Genomic DNA, 15,968 nt, shown 5'->3' with positions numbered 1-15,968 from the left:
GACAGGGCCGACTGGGACCGCCGATATGCCGAACTCGGCCCGCGTGTCCTCGGTGCCCTTTGCGGCCGCTAACAGCGGGGGAGGCCTGCGCCCGCCGCCCCGGCGATGTTCTACCGCAGCTGAACGCCGACGCACGGAATGAGGCACGATGTCGGTGATGAGCGGGCTACATGTGCTGACAAGTTTGAGCGTCACCGTGGTGCTGCTGGCAGCGGCATGCGCAGACGCCCGTGACGCCGTCGCGGCGCCCAACGCCCACTCCGAACTTCGCATCACGGTGCTCGACGAGGTCCCGCACGACACGTCAGCGTTCACCCAGGGATTGGAGTTCGATGGTGCGGCGCTGTACGAGACCACCGGGCTGGCCGGACAGTCGCAGTTGCGGCAACTCGATCCCGCCACGGGGGCGGTGCGCCGCTCGACACCGCTTCCCGGCCGGTACTTCGGTGAGGGCTTGACCGCCGTCGGTGACCGCATCTGGCAGGTCACCTACCGTGATGGTGTCGCAATCGAATGGGACGCGAAAACTTTCACGCCGGCACGCGAGGTTCCCATCGAGGGCGAAGGGTGGGGCGTGTGCTACGACGGCGGCCAGATCGTCCGCAGCGACGGCACCGACCGGCTACGGTTCGTCGCACCCGCCGACTTCACCGAGGCTGGGAGCATCGCTGTGACCAGACCCGACGGGGAGGTGGTCACCGGCCTCAACGAACTCGAATGCGTTGACGGCCAGGTGTGGGCGAATGTGTGGCCCACCGACGAGATTGTCCGGATCGACCCGGGTACCGGGGCGGTTACCGCGTCGGCCGATTGCGGGGCGTTGCGTCGTGGAGAACCGGATGTCAACGTACTCAACGGGATTGCCCGCGCCGGGGACGGAACTTATCTGATCACGGGCAAGAATTGGTCGACGATGTACCGGGTGCGTTTCGACGCGGCCTAGCGATATGTGACCCAGTTCTTGGGCGCAAGCCTCGCCATTTATGGCGGGGTGAGCCCATCCCGTGTGTCGCCGGGTGCAGCCCGGCGCTCAGAGCGGGCGGTTTGTCTGTCGATGTACTGCTTGGTGATGGACAGTGGTGCGCCGCCGCAGGAGACTGCGAAGTAGGATGGGGATCATAGTGGCGCGCATGCGGGCGCGCACACACGCGCCGGTGAATTCCCGCCGGACGGCGTTAGCGGTGGGGCCTTTGAGGTGTTGCATCAGAGCGGAGATCGCCAGGGTGGGCGGGTAGGCGACCAGCACATGCACGTGGTCGGCCTCACCGTTGAACTCTACGTTCGTGGGCGGCCAAGGACGGCAACGGTGCGTTGCGACCCAAGACCGATGAGGTTGGGCGGCTGCTCGGTTTGCAGTGGGGATCCGGGTTCGTGGTGGTGATCGCCGTGCCCGCCGCGTCGGGCATCAAAGCCAGGCGTAAAGCCAAAACCGTGATGCGACAGAGCCGCTCGGCGCGAACCTCCACTACCGAACAGCCCACGGCGATAGCCGCATGAGCGGCTATCGAGACAGCCGGCCGGCACGAGGAATCCCCTCAGCTCACTGCGTGGAGGACGTCGACAGGTCACTAATTGGTCTCGATCTCCGACACGACGGCATGAGACCCCGGCTAACGGGCTGTGCGCACGCGAGACTTTTCCCATGCGGGTCGAGGAAACCATGTGGGATGTGCTGCTTCCGAAAGACGTTGACGATCGCTGCGGGTATTCGCCCCGTGCTGCGCTGGCCGAATTGGTGGCCAAGCAGCTGCCGTCGTACAAACGTCTTCTGCGTGTGGTGACATGGTCGCCGGACGCGGGTCATCTGTTCCGGCCGACGCCGAACTTCCGGCGCTACGCGGTCTGCTACGAGGTCGAACTCGCGACGTGAAGGCTCGGTCAGCCTGCCCACGAGGCGGGTTGGCGCCGGCGCGTGACCCGGTCGACTCGCGCCCGAGCCGAATCGACGCCTTCGGCGAACGGCAGTTCCCCCTGCGGATCGCAGATTCGCAGCAGTCGGCGCACCTCCCCGCTCGGCACGATCACCCAGTCGACGTCGATCCTGGTGCAACTCACACTGATGTAGTGCAACGCGCTGAAACCCTGTGATCCGAAGAAGCTCACCTCACTCAGGTCGACGATCAGCTGTGTCGCCGGGGCGGTGTGGCGCTCGACGTAGCGTCCGAGCTCACGTCCGTTGGTCGCATCGATTTCCCCGCTGGCGGTGATCACGGAGAGGGTCGGCGAAAGGGACCGGATCGAGAACACGGCGCGACCACACTGCTGTGACGCGTGCGCCGCGGAGGGGTCGGGACGGAAAACCCGGACGGTTCCGACGTCGATCATGGGTGGGACTCCCTGAACTGTGACGCCCCGACAGGTGGGCGGTCACCGCGGTATCGCGGCTCACTCGCCGCCGGGATGGCCGGCGAGCCTTACGTGGAGAGGTCGCCGCTGGCTGCTCTCTCAACCTGTGACGCAGATTACTACGGAACGAGCCGTATAACTACACGCTTCAGGAGGTTCTCAGATGCGCCCCTGCCTCTGGATTTCGCCCCTGCCTCTGGATTGCGCCCCTGCCTCTGGATTTACTGCAGCGTCATGAGACGGCGTGATGATGTGCGTCCCCGGACGGCGCTACCACGACGGATTACGTAATTCTTCGAACCGCCTTGCTGCCCGCAGGGACGAAGCCGCCCATAGAGAGTAGAGTGGCTGACGTCCCACTTTGGGAGGCGTCACCGTTTAGTGCAAAGCGGCCCGCTGTAGGCGGCAGTCCGATCAAGCCAACGGTCCCATGTCCGCCGATATATACCGCCGGGTGTTCCCGCACGCTTGTGACGGCAGCACCGCGTCCCGGACAAGCAGGGCATACGTCCAAAAACCGGCGTTGTCTTCGCGTCCGCACCGAGTCCGGAAGGACCCGCGATGACGATCATTGACGACACACCACAGATGACGGCCCGCAGGTCGTCCACCCGTACGCAGGACGACTACGCAGACGTGCCTGACATGTTTCGGCTGCTTGCGGCGTTGACAGCCGGCACCGCCGAGCACGACCGGCAGCGCGAACGCATCGTGACGCGATGCCTCCCGCTGGCCGACCACATCGCATACCGCTACCACCGCAAGGGCGAGAACCTTGACGACCTCGTACAGATCGCCCGTGTAGGCCTGATGCACGCGGTTAACCGCTTCGACCCGGAGAACGGCGCCAACTTCCTGTCGTTCGCGGTACCGACGATGCTCGGTGAGATCCGGCGTCACTTCCGCGACAACGGTTGGGCTATGCATGTGCCGCGCAGGCTCAAGGATCTGCACGTTCAGATCACCAGGGCGACCCCGCGGTTGACGCAGTCACTCGGCCGCGCGCCCAGTGCCACCGATCTGGCCGCCGAGCTCGGGGCCGCCCGGCAAGAGGTGGTTGAGTGCCTGGTTGCCGGCGATGCTTACAGCCTGCGCTCGATCGATAGCCCGATTTCGTCGGCTGACGACGCCACACGTTCGCTCGCCGACACCCTTGGCGAGGTGGACACCGATATGGAACACATCACCGACCGCGAATCACTACGCCCGCTGCTGGCGGCCCTGAGCGAACGCGAGCGCACCGTGATCACCCTGAGGTTCTTCGCCTCGATGACACAGACGCAGATCGCCGAGCGCATCGGCGTATCCCAGATGCAGGTTTCTCGGATCCTGGCGAAGACTCTCGAGCAGTTGCGGGACGCGATGAGCTGACGACCGGTCAGCCTTCGGAGCGCTGCCGTACGGTGATCGCTGTCGTACACCGGCGCCGACAACCCGCGCTGCCGTGCGCAGGATTCTGGGTGCCGTGCCGGATTCCACGTGCGTAAGGAATGCGACCCACTGACGGGACCGGGTCAGGTTTGGGACATGATCACTTCTGGGAACAGAGGTCCCGGACGCTCCGAGATGGGGCGGTGAGCAGGAGGGACCATCCGATATGGCCGACGACAACAGCGGCAACAGCGGACCGGAAGAAGCGATCAAGGGCGCGGTCGAAGGGGTGAAGGGCAAGGCCAAGGAGGTCACCGGCGCGGTGCTCGGCCGCGACGATCTTTACCGCGAGGGTCAGGCGCAGCAGGACAAGGCCGACGCCCAGCGCGATGCCGCGAAGAAGGAAGCTGAAGCCGAGGCCGCACGCGGTTCGGCCAAGGTCGCCGAAGAGCGGCAGAAGTCAGAACAAACCGGTAACTGACATATCGGCGAACGGACGGCCCGCATCTGCTCAAGGTGCGGGCCGCTCCGCGTCGCTGATCACCTCAGGGTGTGGTGCCCGTCCACATCTGGGTGTTCGGCCGCCACATACAGCCTGCCGTCGACGTCGATCCGGTCGTCCGGTGCCTGCAGCAGCATGACTACCGCGGCACTCCCAGTGCAAGCACCGCCGCATCGTCTTCGACACCGGCGCCGAGGTCGGTCAGCAGGTTCCGCAGTGTCTCGACGATGCCGGTCGCGGTGGTGGGCGAGTGGGCGTGGGCCAGCTCCATCAGCGCGTCGTGGTCGTCGAATCGTTCTGTGCCGCTGCCGACCCGAGCCTCGGTGACCCCGTCGGTGTACATCACCAAGGTGTCGCCGGCGCCTAGGTGCAGGCGAGCCGAGGCGAATCTGGCGTTCGTGAAAATACCGACGGCCTGACCGCCCTCGGTGTTGATTTTCTGCACGTTGCCATCGGCGCGCAACAGCAGCGCCGGTGGGTGGCCACCGCTGGCCAGGTGCACGTCGAACCCGCCGTCGCGGTGGACGAGCACCCCGAAGATCACGGTGCAGAAATGCGATCGGTCCGCGCCGAACTCGTGGAGCAGCACGGTGTCGAGGTTATGCAGCACCGCCACCGGATCGTCGTCGAACACCGCGGCCGCCCGAAGCGTGTAACGGGTCAGCGACGCGACGGTCGCCGCGGTGACGCCCTTTCCGCAGACATCGCCGAGGAAGAACGCCGACCGGCCATGGGCCAGCGCGAACAAGTCGTAAAAGTCGCCGCCGACCTCGTCATGCGATGCCGCGTGCAGGTGGGCGCAGGCTTCCAGACCCGGTGGTGCGGAGAGGGCGGGCGGAAGCAGCGATCGCTTCAGCGTGCGAGCGAGCGCGGTCGCCCTGGCCCGTTCCTGTTCGGCGCGCCGCCGTTCGGCCAGGAGTTCGCGCTCATAGGCCCGCCGGTCGCTGGCGTCCTGTAGCACGAATCGGATCGTCGCCGGCTTCCCCGCCGCGTCGGGTTTGATGTTGGCGGCGACCAGGGCGGGCAGCCGGGTTTCTCCGGCGGCGATGAGATCGACCGCTACACCCTGCAATTCACCTGTCAGGTGCAAGAGGGGAGCGAAGTGGGTCTCGAAGTGAATCCGGCTGCCGACGGTGAGGAGTTCGGTGAACGGTGTGCCGACCAACTCGCCACGGGATCGGCCGAGCCAGCGGAGCAACGTCTGGTTCACCGACAGGATGCGCCGGTCGGGCCCCGTCGCGAGCTGACCGCATGGTGCCTGCTCGTACAGGTCCTCGACGGAGTGCTCCGGTTGGTGTGCCGCGCCTTCGCGCGTGGTCATGTCGACCGGGCGAACGCCGCGATGGCCTCGGCAGTCTCCTCCGGCGCGCTCAGATGGGGGCAGTGACCGGTGGTGTCGAGGGTGACCAGCGTGCTGCCCCGGATACGCCCGTGGACGAACGCGCCCACGCCACGAGGGGCGATCGCGTCGTATGCGCACTCGATGACCAAGGTGGGGACACATACTCCGTCGAGATCGGCACGATTGTCGGACAGGAACGTCGCGCGCGCGAAAACCCGCGCCCGCGCCGGATCGGTACGGCAGAAACTCTCGGCCAGCTCTTCTGATAGTTCCGGCTGCCCCGGTGCGCCGATCATCGTCGGGGCCATCGCACGCGACCAACCCAGGTAGTTGCTCTCCATGGATTCGAGTAGTTCGTCGATGTCGGCCCGTGAAAACCCACCCCGGTAGTCGCCGTCGTCGACGTAGCGCGGTGACGGTGTGAGAAGCACGAGTTTCGCGAAGCGCGCCGGGTCGGCGCTGACGGCGAGAACTCCCATCATCGCGGCGACGGAATGCCCGACGAAGACCACATCGCGTAGGTCGAGTTCGTGGACGAGTTCGAGGATGTCCTCGGTGTAGCCGTGCAGTGAGGAGTAGCGGTCGGCGTCCCATGCGGCGGGGTCCGACGCTCCGGACCCCACGTGGTCGAACAGGACAACCTGGAATTCGGGGGTCAACCGGGCGGTCACCGACCGCCACAGGTTCTGGTCGCAGCCGAACCCGTGCGCGAGCAAGATCGTGGGCCCGTGCTCGGCCCCGACAATCCGGAGGTTGTTCCGCGAGCGCACATCCATCGAGACGATCCTTTCATCCCCCAGGCGTCGTATTCCGCCGGAGGAGCGGCGACCGCCCGCGCACCCCGGCGTCGGCCTCGGCGCAGATGGACCAGGACCCCGCCGGACCAGGACCCCGCCGGACCAGGACAATGTTGTCTCCGAACGGCCTCCGCCACCGTCGCGAACACGGTGAAAATGCTGAAGCCCGCACCGACGTCGGTCATGAGGTTGACCATAACGACAAACGAGGATTTATGTGGTCGGACCGTCAGGCGGGGTGCAGACCGCTGCCGGTCAGCACGGTCGGCTGCCACCCCCGCGCGCCGACGCACAGCAGCGGACGCCCGTCGGGGGCCTGCGCAGTCGACTGCGGACCGGGGCATGGCGCGCCGATGTCCTGGACGCCGTGCAGCGCATAGGTGGAGGTCCAGAAGCCGGTGTACACCGGTGGCCACTGATTGGGGATCCACTTGCACTGCAGCGGTTCGCCGCCGGGGCCGCGGCCGAACACGTTGCGTTCCCAGCTGTAGCAGGGCGCGGCGAGCTTGGCCTCGTAACTCATCCCCGGCACGTCGGTGGGGTACCGGCCGGGGTCGTCGTGGTAGTCGTTGGACGGGTCCGCGACGGCCCCCGGCGCGAGCCCGACAGCGGCTCCCGCGATGGTCGCGGCGACGAAGAGTTCACGAAACATGTCCCACCCTTCACGGCTGACTCGATGGCCTCGCGGCAAAGCGTAACCGCTCGCCGACGGGCGCGACCGCTTTCTGCCCTACTCCGCGGCGTCGCCGGGGGTGTTCGCGTCCAGCACGCTGACCGCGATGCCGTACGGCAAGAACCGCACCTTGCGGGTCGGGTCGGTGTTGTTCTTGTTGGCCCGCAGCGCGTCGAGTTCGGTGGGGAACACCTGCTCGATGTGGGCGCCGCCGTTGGCGTCGACGGTGTAGACGGCCCACACGCCGTCGCCGGTGTCACCGGTGGTCTCCGGTTCGGTCCTGGGTCGGCTGACCCGTACCAACTCGTCGAGCAGCGCGCTCCATCCGGCGCGCTCACCCGAGGTGGTGAAAAACCGGCCGACACCTTCCAGTGCCTCGCGGGCGACCCGGTCGAAGTCGTCGGGATCGAAGCCGAATGGTCGGTTGTTGGTCATTGCCGTCCTCCTCACCGCAACACTCACGGTACTCAACAGTTGGTTTCCAGGTGCGCGAAATAGGTGACCGGGTGACCTCTCACCCAGGCCGACGTGCTGTCCGCGGTCGAACGCTCACCGCGCGACATCACCTTCCACGTCCGCAACCTTCCACGTCCGCAACCTTCCACGTCCGCAACGTTCCACGTCCGCACCGACGTGGTGGTGGACCACACCGTCGTCCGACGCCGATCTCACGGCGCGGATGGCGGCGGCCGTCACGGTGCATGTCCCGCGTCCTCCGGTGCACCTGGCGGCGGTGGGCGGTGACCTCGAAGATAACGCCTGCGCGTCCTCGAGGGACCGGGGTTAATCGGGCTGGGGCGCGGGTAGACCTCCCCCGTGAGCAGACCCAGCGACGAGGCCGACAAGAGTGAGTCCGACGTCGGCGACGACCCGAAGGTCGCCTCCTCCCGTGCGGGGAAGGCAGGCGACGACGAGGACGGCACCTACGTCGGCCGCACCGGCAGCGACGATGCCATCGACGATGAGCAGTCCGGCGCGGAGGCCAGAGCGCAACAGCGAGGGAACTGAACACGGCCGGACGGCCCGGTTAGCACTCCGCAGCACCCGGACGTGAGACGGTATGACGACCATGTCTGACCGCCACCACATGACCTACGAGGACTTCGGGCGCAAATTCTTCGAAGTCGCTGTCACCGAGCAGCGGGTCGGCGCGGCGATCGGCGAGATCGCCGGTGACGCGTTCGAGATGGGTCCGATGGGTCAGGGGCCTGGCGGTATCGCCAGGGTCAGCGCCCGGGTCAAGATCCAGCAGCCGCGGGTGACGCGCCATGTCGGCGAGATGATCACGTTCGCGATCCGGATCCCGCTCGAGATCGACATGGTCGTCGATCTGCGCATCGACAAGCCGAAATTCCGCGTCTACGGGGAGATCTCGCTACGGGCGTCGGCCCTGGCGGCACATCCTCTGCTGCTCATCCTCGACGTCAAGAAGCCACGGCCGTCCGATATCTCGATCCACGTGACGGCGAAATCGTTGCGCGCCGAGGTGGTCCGCATCATCGGCGGCATCGACGGTGAGATCAAACGCTTCATCGCCGCCCACGTCGCGGGCGAGATCGACAGCCCGGAGAGCAAACAGGCTCAGGTGATCAACGTCGCCGAGATGATCGAGGAATCCTGGGCCGGTATCTGACCCGTCGTACTTCTGGAGCGCGAACTGGTCCAGACGGGTGTCGCCGCCGAACAGTCCAGCTCTCTGCGTCATCTGGCGGCACCCGTGGGCGTATGCCGAGCGGCGTGGGCAACAAGCGGCGTGCGTGCCGAGACCGTCAGAGCAGCCTTCGCGCTGGCCACGGCTCGGCACGCGCTCAACTTCGGCTCAGATGCGCTCCCTGTCCCAGGTCGCCACCGCCCAAATCACTACGATGTCGACGGCAATCACCACGATCGACCACACCGGGTAGTAGGGCAACCACAGGAACATCGCGATGATCGATATGGACGCCATCACGATGGCGGCGATCCTGGCCCACATCGCGCCGAGGAACAGCCCGACCGCGACGAGCCCCATCAGGGCCGCGATGACGATGTGGATCCATCCCCATGTCGAAGTGGTGAACTCGTAGACGTAGCTGGGTCCGATGACGAGCAGCAAATCGTCGTTGGCGACCGCCGAGATGCCTTGGAAGAGCGTCAGCAGTGCCGTTGTCAGCAGCAAGGCGCCCGCGGCGACGGTCCCGCCGGCTGCAGCCAGCTGGCTGGGACGGCGCTCTGTCGTCGGGTTTGTCGTCGGGTTTGTCATCGACCGCATTCCTTACTCTCGCCTGTTGGATGACGGTCCTAGTGTTGCACGCAGCACGACGTTCAAAACGAGTGCAGCCGGCCGCGCACCACTCGATCTCCTAGCGTGAGTGGATTCCTGAAGCGGGATAACCAGCCGATCGCCGGGTGGACTCACTGCGGCGGGTGAGCGGACGGCGTCGACCTCACCGGCGGGCACACTGCACCGGCGGGCACACTGCACCGGCGGGCACACTGCGCAGTGCGGCGCGGATCACCGGGATCGCTACGGAGGTGTTCGATCCCGGTTACGCGGGTACGCCGGGAGTGCCTCGGAGAAAGGACCGCACATGTCGAACGAACTACAGGGCCGCAAGATCGCCATCCTCGCCGCGGACGGCGTGGAGAAGGTCGAACTCGAACAGCCACGCGCCGCCGTGGAGACCGCCGGTGGACAGGTCGAACTGCTCTCGGTCAACCCCGGAGAGATCGAGGCACGTAACCACGATCTGGAACCCGCCGGGTCGTTCGCCGTCGACCGCCCGGTCGGCGAGGCGACGGTCGACGAGTTCGACGCGCTCGTCCTGCCCGGTGGCACGGTCAACCCCGACAAGTTGCGCCTCGACGAGTCGGCCGTGGCGTTTGTGCGGGACTTCGTGCGGTCGGGCAAACCGGTCGCGGCGATTTGTCACGGCCCGTGGACCCTCGTGGAGGCCGACGTCGTGCGCGACCGCACGCTCACGTCGTATCCGAGTATCCGCACCGATCTGCGCAACGCCGGCGCCACCGTGGTCGATCAGGAGGTCTGCATCGACGGGAACCTGATCACCAGCCGGTCACCGAAAGACCTGCCCGCCTTCTGTCAGGCGATCACCGATCAGTTCTCCAACACTCCCGCGCACACCTGATCGATGACCTCCGTCGTCATCGTCGGCAGCGGGTTCACCGGTTTCGAGTGTGCCCGGCACCTGGCCTGCAAGCTGGGCACGAGCGAAGCACCCGGCTCGGAGCCGGTCGAGATCACGATCATCTCGCCCGTCGACTACATGCTCTACACGCCGCTACTGCCCGATGTCGCCGGCGGTCTGGTGGATGCCCGGTTCGTCACGATCCCGCTCGCGAACAGCCTGCGCGGCGTACGCATCGTGCGCGGGCGAGTGGACGGAGTGGACTTCGACGAGCACACCCTCACGTTCACCGACCCCGAGGAGCGGGTCCGCAGCATGCCGTGGGACCGCCTGGTCCTGACACCGGGGTCGGTGACGCGGCTGTTCGACGTGCCGGGCTTGGCCGAACACGCCCGCGGGCTCAAATCGACCGCGGAGGCGTTGTATCTGCGTGACCACGTCCTCGAACAGCTGGAGCTGGCGAACATCGACGACGACCCTGAAGTGGCCGCAGCGCGACGCACGATCGTCGTGGTGGGGGCGTCGTACTCCGGGACCGAACTGGCCGTGCAACTGCGGGCACTGGCCGACGCGGCGGCCCAGCAGACGGGCTTCGACGCCGACAGTGTGCGGTTCGTGCTGCTGGACCTCGCCGAGCAGGTGATGCCCGAGGTCGGAGAGAAGCTCGGCGCCGCGGCCCAGCGGGTGCTGCGCGGGCGGGGCATCGACGTGCGGCTGGGGGTGACGCTCAAAGAGGTGCACGACGACCACGTCCTGCTCACCGACGACACCCGGATCGACACCCGCACCGTCGCATGGGTCACCGGCGTCACCGGCGCACCCCTGATCGAGAAGCTGGGACTGCCGACCGAGAAGGGACGGTTGAAGGTCGACGCGGATCTGCAGGTTCCCGGCCACCCCGATGTGTTCGCGGCCGGGGACGCCGCCGCCGTACCCGACCTCACCCAGTCGGGCGCGATCACACCGCCCACGGCGCAGCACGCCACGCGCCAGGGAAAGGTGTTGGCGCGCAATGTTGCCGCGAGTCTGGGCCACGGTAGGAAGAAACTGTACAAGCATCGCAACATGGGACTCGTGGTCGATCTGGGACCGCGGTACGCGGTCGCGAATCCGCTCGGTGTGCAGCTGTCCGGGTTCCCGGCGAAAGCCGTCACGCGGGCCTACCACCTGTACGCCATCCCGCGTTTCGTCAACCGCTGGGCAGTGTCGCTGGCCTACCTGACCGATGTGTTTTTCGCCCGGTCGGTGGTGTCGATCGGGCTCTCGTCCGCCGAGGACGCCCGCTTCTCTGCCAGCGAGGGCATACCCGTGCCGAAAGGCGACTGATTCAAACTTCTCGGAGCGGGCACAGTAGGGCCATGGCTACCTATCGTGTGTTGGACCCGAAGGGTGAGGTCGTCTCCACCACGGACACCGAGAGCGCGGACGAGGCGCACGCCTGGTTCGTCGAGCAGGTTCCCGGCAATGAACTTGGCTATCGGATGGAAGTCAAGGTCGAGGAGGACCGCTGGGACTTCGTCGACGACAGCGAAGGTGACCGCTCCTACTGATCGACCCCTGGCGTAGCGCGGTGCCGAAACTCAGCGCCGGTCTGCTGCTGTACCGGGTTGTCGACGGCGTGCTGGAGGTCCTGCTCGGCCATCCGGGTGGGCCGTTCTGGGCACGCCGCGACGACGGGGCGTGGTCGATTCCCAAGGGCGAGTACAGCCATGAGGAAGATCCGTGGGCGGCCGCGCGACGGGAGTTCACCCAGGAACTCGGGTCACCGGTCCCGCCGGGCGACCTGCTGCGGCTGGGGCCGGTGAAGCAGGCCGGGGGAAAAGTCGTCACGGTGTTCGCCGTCCGTGGCGACCTGGACCCGGAGACGGCGGTGAGCAACACCTTCACCCTCGAGTGGCCGAAGAACTCCGGAAGGCTCCGGGAGTTTCCCGAAATCGACCGGGTCGCATGGTTTCCGGTGCAGGACGCCCGGAAGAAGCTGATCGCGGGTCAGCGTCCGGTGCTCGATCAGTTGACAGCTGCTCTCGGCGCAGAACACGGGTAGCGGCGAGGTCGCCCAAGGTGCCGTTCCGGCTGTCCTACGAGGCGCCCGGCGGGGTGCTCGGCCTGATCGCCGACCGGGCCGCGCCCCTCAGGTGGCCATGTCGGAGACCCTCAACGACTCAAGACCATGACTCAAGACCATGACTCAAGACCATGACTCAAGACCATGACTCAAGACCATGGTGGAGGGCTGACCCGTTTCGCGCCGTCCGCGGCGGGTAGCCCCGCCCCATGGCTGAAGCAACAAAGCTGGCGTTGGTTACCGGCGCGTCCACGGGTATCGGGTTGGAGCTGGCCAAACTGTTCGCCCAGGACGGGTACGAGGTAGTGGTCGCGGCCGACGAAGCTCAGATCCACGTTGCAGGGCAGGAACTTTCCAGCATCGGTGGGCAGGTGACTCCGGTTGAAGTGGACCTGCGCAGCGAGGAGGGCGTCGCCTCGCTGTACGAGAAGGCCACGGCGAACGGACGGCGACTGGACGCGGCGGCGATCAACGCCGGTATCGGCCGGGCCGGCCGGTTCGTCGACGGCAACCTCGACGAAGACCTCGCGATCGTCGACCTCAACGTGCGCTCCACGGTGCACCTGGCGAGGCTCGTGTTGGGCGATATGGTCGAGCGCGGCAGTGGCCGGGTGCTCTTCACCTCGTCGACGGTCGCCGCGATGCCCGGGTCCTACCAGAGCGTCTACAACGCGTCGAAGTCGTTCGTGCAGAACTTCGCCGAGGCGCTGCACGACGAACTGCGCGACAGTGGGGTGACGGTCACCGCGCTGATGCCCGGGCCGGTCGACACCGGGTTCTTCACCCGCGCCAAGATGCGCAACACCCCGGTTGGCGGACCGCTGCCCAAGGACGATCCTTCCGACGTGGCCAAACAGGGCTACGACGCGATGATGCGCGGCGACCGCAAGGTGGTCGCGGCATCGCTGATGTCGAAGGCGCTTGGCGCGGCCAACATGGTGCTGCCCGACGGCGTCAAGGCCCGGATGAACCGGCTGATCGCCAAGCCGATGGGTCGCTGAGCCTCAGCCGAGCGGCGGCGGAGTGCCTGCGCCCGGCGCGCCCTGGATCGGCACTATCGGGGTGGGCGTCACGGTCGTGATGCCGTTGGCCCCGACCCGGGGCCCACCTGCGGGCTGCGACGCCTTGAGGCGGTCGGCGGCGGCTTGGCTGCAGTCGAGCATCAGCAGCATCTTGCCGGCGGACGTGACCTTCTGGGTGTCGACCAGGCAACTCGCCTGCGGCAGCACGCTGCCGAACGAGCCGCCGAACGTTGCTTTAACGCCCTGGGCGCGCAGGATCTGCAGCGCCTTGTTGTAGGGCTCTCCGACGACGTTGTAGCTGGCGCCCGGCTGCGATGCGGCGACACCCGTGCCGATCACGGCCGCGGCTCCGGCAGCCAGCATTCCGGCGCCGATCGTCACGAGCTTCTTCAACATGGCCTCCGTCGGTTGTGGTGCGGTGCGAACATATCGCAGCAGTGACGAATGTGAAACCGGAGAAAACGGCTCCGGCGTTACTTCGGCGGGTGCACCAACGACCTCATCACGGCGCCGAGCGCCGCCGCGCGCGGGTCGGTGAACACGTCCTCGACCAGGCGTTGCCGCCCGTCCGCACCACGCAGCGGCACCCGCCAGTTGGGGTACTCGTCGCTGGTTCCGGGCTGGTTCTGGGTCTTCAGATCACCGACGGCATCGGCGAGGGACAGCGAGAGCAGCCGCGACGGCGTGCGGCCCAGATACCGGTGCAGGGCGAGGATCACGGCGTCGGCATCCGGTTCGTCGCCGGTGTCCTGGGCCGGTAACAGGTCGACCCGGCGCAACTCGGCTAGCCACGCGTTCTGCGCCGCCCGGTCGTCGGCGAGCTCTTCGGCCGCGGGGCGGGTGAGCAGCCCGAGTTCATCCCGCAAGCGGACGTGTTCACCGGCGAGGTAACCCGCGGTGGGCGGCAGATCGTGCGTCGTCACCGCCGAGAGGCAGTACTCCCGCCACCGCTCCGCAGGCAACGGCCCGCCGTCCCCGTCGCGGTCCTGTTCGAACCACAGGATCGAGGTGCCGAACAGACCGCGGTCGTGCAGATAGTCGCGCACCCAGGGTTCGACGGTGCCGAGGTCTTCACCGACCACCACCGCCCCCGCCCGGTGCGCCTCGAGTGCCACGATGCCGATCATCGCCTCGTGGTCGTAGCGGACGTAGGTGCCCTCGGTCGGCGCGGCGCCGCGGGGAATCCACCACAGCCGGAACAACCCGATGATGTGGTCGATCCGGACGCCGCCTGCGTGCCGCAGCACCCCGCTGACCAACGCACGGAACGGTTCGTAGGCGTGTTCGACGAGCTGGTCGGGACGCCACGGCGGTTGCGACCAGTCCTGGCCGAGCTGGTTGAACTCGTCGGGTGGAGCGCCCGCCGTCACACCGAGCGCCAGCACTTCCTGCAGGGCCCACGCGTCGGCGCCGTTGGGATCGACGCCGACGGCGAGGTCGTGCATGACGCCGACGTCCATGCCGGCGGCGATCGCGGTGGCGTGTGCCTTGGTCAATTGCTCGTCGAGTTGCCACTGCAGCCAGCGGTGGAAGTCAACCTCGTCGGCGTTCTCGGCGGCGAACGAGGCCACCGCCTGGTTACGCGGATGCTGCAGCTCGGCCGGCCAGGCATGCCAGTCGTTGCCGTACTTCTCGGCCAGTGCGCACCAGGCGGCGAAGTCGTCGAGGGCGCCGCCTTGACGTGCCCGGAACCCCGCGTACGCGAGTTCCCGCCCGGCCGACCGCTCGACGCGGTAGATGGTCGCGAGCGCCGCCCGTTTGGCCCGCCAGGCCGAATCGCGATCGACGAGTTCCTTGCGTCGAGCACGGGCCTGGACTTCGGTCCGCGAGCGCCGCAACCGACCGCGGTGGCGCAGTTCGGCGTATTCCGGGACCGCCTCCGGCCGCAGGTACAGCGGGTTGACGAAGCGGCGCGAGGTCGGCAGGTACGGCGACGGTTCCATCGGCGCGACCGGCGCGGCCGCATGCAGCGGGTTGACCAGGATGAACCCGGCGCTGTGACACGTCACCGACCACACCGCGAGGTCGGTGAGATCGGTCAGGTCGCCGACTCCCCACGAGTTGTGGGAGCGGACGCTGTAGAGCTGGGTCGCCAGGCCCCAGCTGCGCCGGGCCCCGAGCCGCGGCGGCACCGGGAGGGTGGCAGGGGAGACGATCAGCGGCGCGTGGGCCTCGGACGAACCACTGCGCATGTGCGCCCGGTGGTAACCCAGCGGCAGATCGGCGGGCAGCTCGAAGCTGGCCTCCCCGACCAGCCGGCCGTCAAGGTCGAACGGCGTTGTGTCATTGGGTAACTGGTGCAGCCCCGTGCGGGTCGACCCGTCCTCGAGCGCGATCCAGACTTCGACGGGGTCCCCATGCGTGACGTGCACCCAGAACGACGACGTGCTTCCAGTGCGCGCCAGGATCGTGGGCGGCAGGGACCGCTGCCAATACCTGCGGTCGTGTTCTGCCAGCGCGCCAGCGCGTTGCTCGTCGTCGGCCGCGGCGACGCCCAACGCGGCGAGCACCGCGATCAGCGTCGACTCGGGCGCTGCGACCTGAGTGCCGGCCCAGTCCTCGTAGTGGGTGGCGACGCCGTAGCGGGCGGCGAGTTCGACCAGTGACGGGCGCAGTTCGGTCATACCTCAGCATCCTGGCGGTAGCGGCGCGCATGCGCGGGACGGGAGAAGGACGGAAGCGTCACACCTGGCACGCGCGCAGCATTCCCGTTCGGTGTGAA

General features: G+C 67.3%; 20 protein-coding genes. 11 read left to right on the top strand and 9 right to left on the bottom strand.

Annotation, left to right across the window (positions count from 1 at the left end):
- Positions 1–148: 148 nt before the first annotated feature.
- Positions 149–943 carry a glutaminyl-peptide cyclotransferase gene (locus G6N07_RS10415; RefSeq protein ID WP_085192820.1) on the top strand — a complete coding sequence of 265 codons (795 nt, stop codon included), beginning with the start codon at positions 149–151 and terminating at the stop codon, positions 941–943.
- Positions 944–1,030: 87 nt separating this feature from the next.
- Here G6N07_RS10415 and G6N07_RS10410 read toward each other — a convergent pair whose 3' ends face one another.
- Positions 1,031–1,246 (bottom strand): hypothetical protein, encoded by a 216-nt coding sequence (locus tag G6N07_RS10410; protein ID WP_235849953.1) that lies wholly within the window; start codon positions 1,244–1,246, stop codon positions 1,031–1,033.
- A gap of 396 nt (positions 1,247–1,642) precedes the next feature.
- Between G6N07_RS10410 and G6N07_RS10405 the strand changes: the two genes are divergently transcribed.
- Positions 1,643–1,870 carry a hypothetical protein gene (locus G6N07_RS10405; protein WP_225892142.1) on the top strand — a complete coding sequence of 76 codons (228 nt, stop codon included), beginning with the start codon at positions 1,643–1,645 and terminating at the stop codon, positions 1,868–1,870.
- A gap of 8 nt (positions 1,871–1,878) precedes the next feature.
- Here G6N07_RS10405 and G6N07_RS10400 read toward each other — a convergent pair whose 3' ends face one another.
- On the bottom strand, positions 1,879–2,325 hold the full coding sequence (locus G6N07_RS10400; RefSeq protein ID WP_085192823.1) for an STAS domain-containing protein: 447 nt from the start codon (positions 2,323–2,325) through the stop codon (positions 1,879–1,881).
- 582 nt (positions 2,326–2,907) lie between these two features.
- Here G6N07_RS10400 and G6N07_RS10395 point away from each other — a divergent pair.
- Together G6N07_RS10395 and mbp1 are read left to right on the top strand one after the other, a co-directional pair.
- Positions 2,908–3,717, top strand: a complete 810-nt coding sequence (locus G6N07_RS10395) for an RNA polymerase sigma factor SigF (RefSeq protein WP_085192824.1) — start codon at positions 2,908–2,910, stop codon at positions 3,715–3,717.
- Between the two features lie 226 nt (positions 3,718–3,943).
- The gene (gene mbp1 / locus G6N07_RS10390; protein WP_085192825.1) at positions 3,944–4,198 is read left to right on the top strand and encodes a microaggregate-binding protein 1; all 255 of its coding nucleotides are present in this window, start codon (positions 3,944–3,946) and stop codon (positions 4,196–4,198) included.
- Positions 4,199–4,358: 160 nt separating this feature from the next.
- Here the strand turns inward: mbp1 and G6N07_RS10385 are convergent, their stop codons facing one another.
- The 4 genes from G6N07_RS10385 to G6N07_RS10370 all read right to left on the bottom strand — a co-directional run bounded on the left by G6N07_RS10385 (position 4,359) and on the right by G6N07_RS10370 (position 7,466).
- Positions 4,359–5,540, bottom strand: a complete 1,182-nt coding sequence (locus G6N07_RS10385) for a PP2C family protein-serine/threonine phosphatase (protein ID WP_085192826.1) — start codon at positions 5,538–5,540, stop codon at positions 4,359–4,361.
- Positions 5,537–6,337 carry an alpha/beta fold hydrolase gene (locus G6N07_RS10380; RefSeq protein ID WP_085192827.1) on the bottom strand — a complete coding sequence of 267 codons (801 nt, stop codon included), beginning with the start codon at positions 6,335–6,337 and terminating at the stop codon, positions 5,537–5,539. The genes G6N07_RS10385 and G6N07_RS10380 overlap by 4 nt, the downstream gene beginning before the upstream one ends.
- 250 nt (positions 6,338–6,587) lie before the next feature.
- Complete coding sequence (locus G6N07_RS10375; RefSeq protein WP_085192828.1) at positions 6,588–7,010, bottom strand: hypothetical protein; 423 nt, start codon at positions 7,008–7,010, stop codon at positions 6,588–6,590.
- A gap of 78 nt (positions 7,011–7,088) precedes the next feature.
- Complete coding sequence (locus G6N07_RS10370) at positions 7,089–7,466, bottom strand: Rv0313 family protein (protein ID WP_085192829.1); 378 nt, start codon at positions 7,464–7,466, stop codon at positions 7,089–7,091.
- Between the two features lie 381 nt (positions 7,467–7,847).
- On the opposite strand from G6N07_RS10370, the gene G6N07_RS10365 reads away from it, so the two are divergent.
- Positions 7,848–8,039 carry a hypothetical protein gene (locus G6N07_RS10365; RefSeq protein ID WP_085192830.1) on the top strand — a complete coding sequence of 64 codons (192 nt, stop codon included), beginning with the start codon at positions 7,848–7,850 and terminating at the stop codon, positions 8,037–8,039.
- 52 nt (positions 8,040–8,091) lie between these two features.
- Positions 8,092–8,664: a hypothetical protein gene (locus tag G6N07_RS10360; RefSeq protein ID WP_085192831.1), complete on the top strand. Its 573-nt coding sequence runs from the start codon at positions 8,092–8,094 to the stop codon at positions 8,662–8,664.
- A 186-nt stretch (positions 8,665–8,850) separates the two neighbouring features.
- Here G6N07_RS10360 and G6N07_RS10355 read toward each other — a convergent pair whose 3' ends face one another.
- The gene (locus G6N07_RS10355; protein WP_085192901.1) at positions 8,851–9,273 is read right to left on the bottom strand and encodes a DUF7144 family membrane protein; all 423 of its coding nucleotides are present in this window, start codon (positions 9,271–9,273) and stop codon (positions 8,851–8,853) included.
- A gap of 328 nt (positions 9,274–9,601) precedes the next feature.
- Between G6N07_RS10355 and G6N07_RS10350 the strand changes: the two genes are divergently transcribed.
- The 5 genes from G6N07_RS10350 (at position 9,602) to G6N07_RS10330 (ending at position 13,225) form a co-directional block, all read left to right on the top strand.
- On the top strand, positions 9,602–10,159 hold the full coding sequence (locus G6N07_RS10350) for a type 1 glutamine amidotransferase domain-containing protein (RefSeq protein ID WP_085192832.1): 558 nt from the start codon (positions 9,602–9,604) through the stop codon (positions 10,157–10,159).
- A gap of 3 nt (positions 10,160–10,162) precedes the next feature.
- Positions 10,163–11,485, top strand: coding sequence for an NAD(P)/FAD-dependent oxidoreductase (locus G6N07_RS10345; protein WP_085192833.1), 1,323 nt, complete (start codon positions 10,163–10,165; stop codon positions 11,483–11,485).
- Positions 11,486–11,517: 32 nt separating this feature from the next.
- The gene (locus G6N07_RS10340) at positions 11,518–11,709 is read left to right on the top strand and encodes a hypothetical protein (RefSeq protein ID WP_085192834.1); all 192 of its coding nucleotides are present in this window, start codon (positions 11,518–11,520) and stop codon (positions 11,707–11,709) included.
- 20 nt (positions 11,710–11,729) lie between these two features.
- Positions 11,730–12,203: an NUDIX hydrolase gene (locus tag G6N07_RS10335; protein ID WP_085192835.1), complete on the top strand. Its 474-nt coding sequence runs from the start codon at positions 11,730–11,732 to the stop codon at positions 12,201–12,203.
- A gap of 230 nt (positions 12,204–12,433) precedes the next feature.
- Positions 12,434–13,225: an SDR family NAD(P)-dependent oxidoreductase gene (locus tag G6N07_RS10330; protein WP_085192836.1), complete on the top strand. Its 792-nt coding sequence runs from the start codon at positions 12,434–12,436 to the stop codon at positions 13,223–13,225.
- A gap of 3 nt (positions 13,226–13,228) precedes the next feature.
- Here the strand turns inward: G6N07_RS10330 and G6N07_RS10325 are convergent, their stop codons facing one another.
- A complete protein-coding gene (locus G6N07_RS10325) occupies positions 13,229–13,639 on the bottom strand; it encodes a hypothetical protein (RefSeq protein WP_165756787.1) in 411 nt (136 codons plus the stop codon).
- An 80-nt stretch (positions 13,640–13,719) separates the two neighbouring features.
- A complete protein-coding gene (gene malQ, locus G6N07_RS10320; protein WP_085192838.1) occupies positions 13,720–15,870 on the bottom strand; it encodes a 4-alpha-glucanotransferase in 2,151 nt (716 codons plus the stop codon).
- Positions 15,871–15,968: the final 98 nt, after the last annotated feature.

The organism is Mycolicibacterium doricum (assembly GCF_010728155.1).
Classification (GTDB): Bacteria; Actinomycetota; Actinomycetes; order Mycobacteriales; family Mycobacteriaceae; genus Mycobacterium; species Mycobacterium doricum.
Note: the sequence above shows the minus strand (reverse complement) of the source record. Positions and strands in the feature narration are given on the sequence as shown.

What these genes read in the sequence shown, in the direction of transcription:
- G6N07_RS10415 (WP_085192820.1), top strand. Translation starts at nt 149, where the DNA reads ATGTCGGTGATGAGCGGGCTACATGTGCTGACAAGTTTGAGCGTCACC.
- G6N07_RS10405 (WP_225892142.1), top strand. Translation starts at nt 1,643, where the DNA reads ATGCGGGTCGAGGAAACCATGTGGGATGTGCTGCTTCCGAAAGACGTT.
- G6N07_RS10400 (WP_085192823.1), bottom strand. Translation starts at nt 2,325, where the DNA reads ATGATCGACGTCGGAACCGTCCGGGTTTTCCGTCCCGACCCCTCCGCG.
- G6N07_RS10395 (WP_085192824.1), top strand. Translation starts at nt 2,908, where the DNA reads ATGACGATCATTGACGACACACCACAGATGACGGCCCGCAGGTCGTCC.
- mbp1 (WP_085192825.1), top strand. Translation starts at nt 3,944, where the DNA reads ATGGCCGACGACAACAGCGGCAACAGCGGACCGGAAGAAGCGATCAAG.
- G6N07_RS10385 (WP_085192826.1), bottom strand. Translation starts at nt 5,540, where the DNA reads ATGACCACGCGCGAAGGCGCGGCACACCAACCGGAGCACTCCGTCGAG.
- G6N07_RS10380 (WP_085192827.1), bottom strand. Translation starts at nt 6,337, where the DNA reads ATGGATGTGCGCTCGCGGAACAACCTCCGGATTGTCGGGGCCGAGCAC.
- G6N07_RS10375 (WP_085192828.1), bottom strand. Translation starts at nt 7,010, where the DNA reads ATGTTTCGTGAACTCTTCGTCGCCGCGACCATCGCGGGAGCCGCTGTC.
- G6N07_RS10370 (WP_085192829.1), bottom strand. Translation starts at nt 7,466, where the DNA reads ATGACCAACAACCGACCATTCGGCTTCGATCCCGACGACTTCGACCGG.
- G6N07_RS10360 (WP_085192831.1), top strand. Translation starts at nt 8,092, where the DNA reads ATGACGACCATGTCTGACCGCCACCACATGACCTACGAGGACTTCGGG.
- G6N07_RS10355 (WP_085192901.1), bottom strand. Translation starts at nt 9,273, where the DNA reads ATGACAAACCCGACGACAAACCCGACGACAGAGCGCCGTCCCAGCCAG.
- G6N07_RS10350 (WP_085192832.1), top strand. Translation starts at nt 9,602, where the DNA reads ATGTCGAACGAACTACAGGGCCGCAAGATCGCCATCCTCGCCGCGGAC.
- G6N07_RS10345 (WP_085192833.1), top strand. Translation starts at nt 10,163, where the DNA reads ATGACCTCCGTCGTCATCGTCGGCAGCGGGTTCACCGGTTTCGAGTGT.
- G6N07_RS10340 (WP_085192834.1), top strand. Translation starts at nt 11,518, where the DNA reads ATGGCTACCTATCGTGTGTTGGACCCGAAGGGTGAGGTCGTCTCCACC.
- G6N07_RS10330 (WP_085192836.1), top strand. Translation starts at nt 12,434, where the DNA reads ATGGCTGAAGCAACAAAGCTGGCGTTGGTTACCGGCGCGTCCACGGGT.
- malQ (WP_085192838.1), bottom strand. Translation starts at nt 15,870, where the DNA reads ATGACCGAACTGCGCCCGTCACTGGTCGAACTCGCCGCCCGCTACGGC.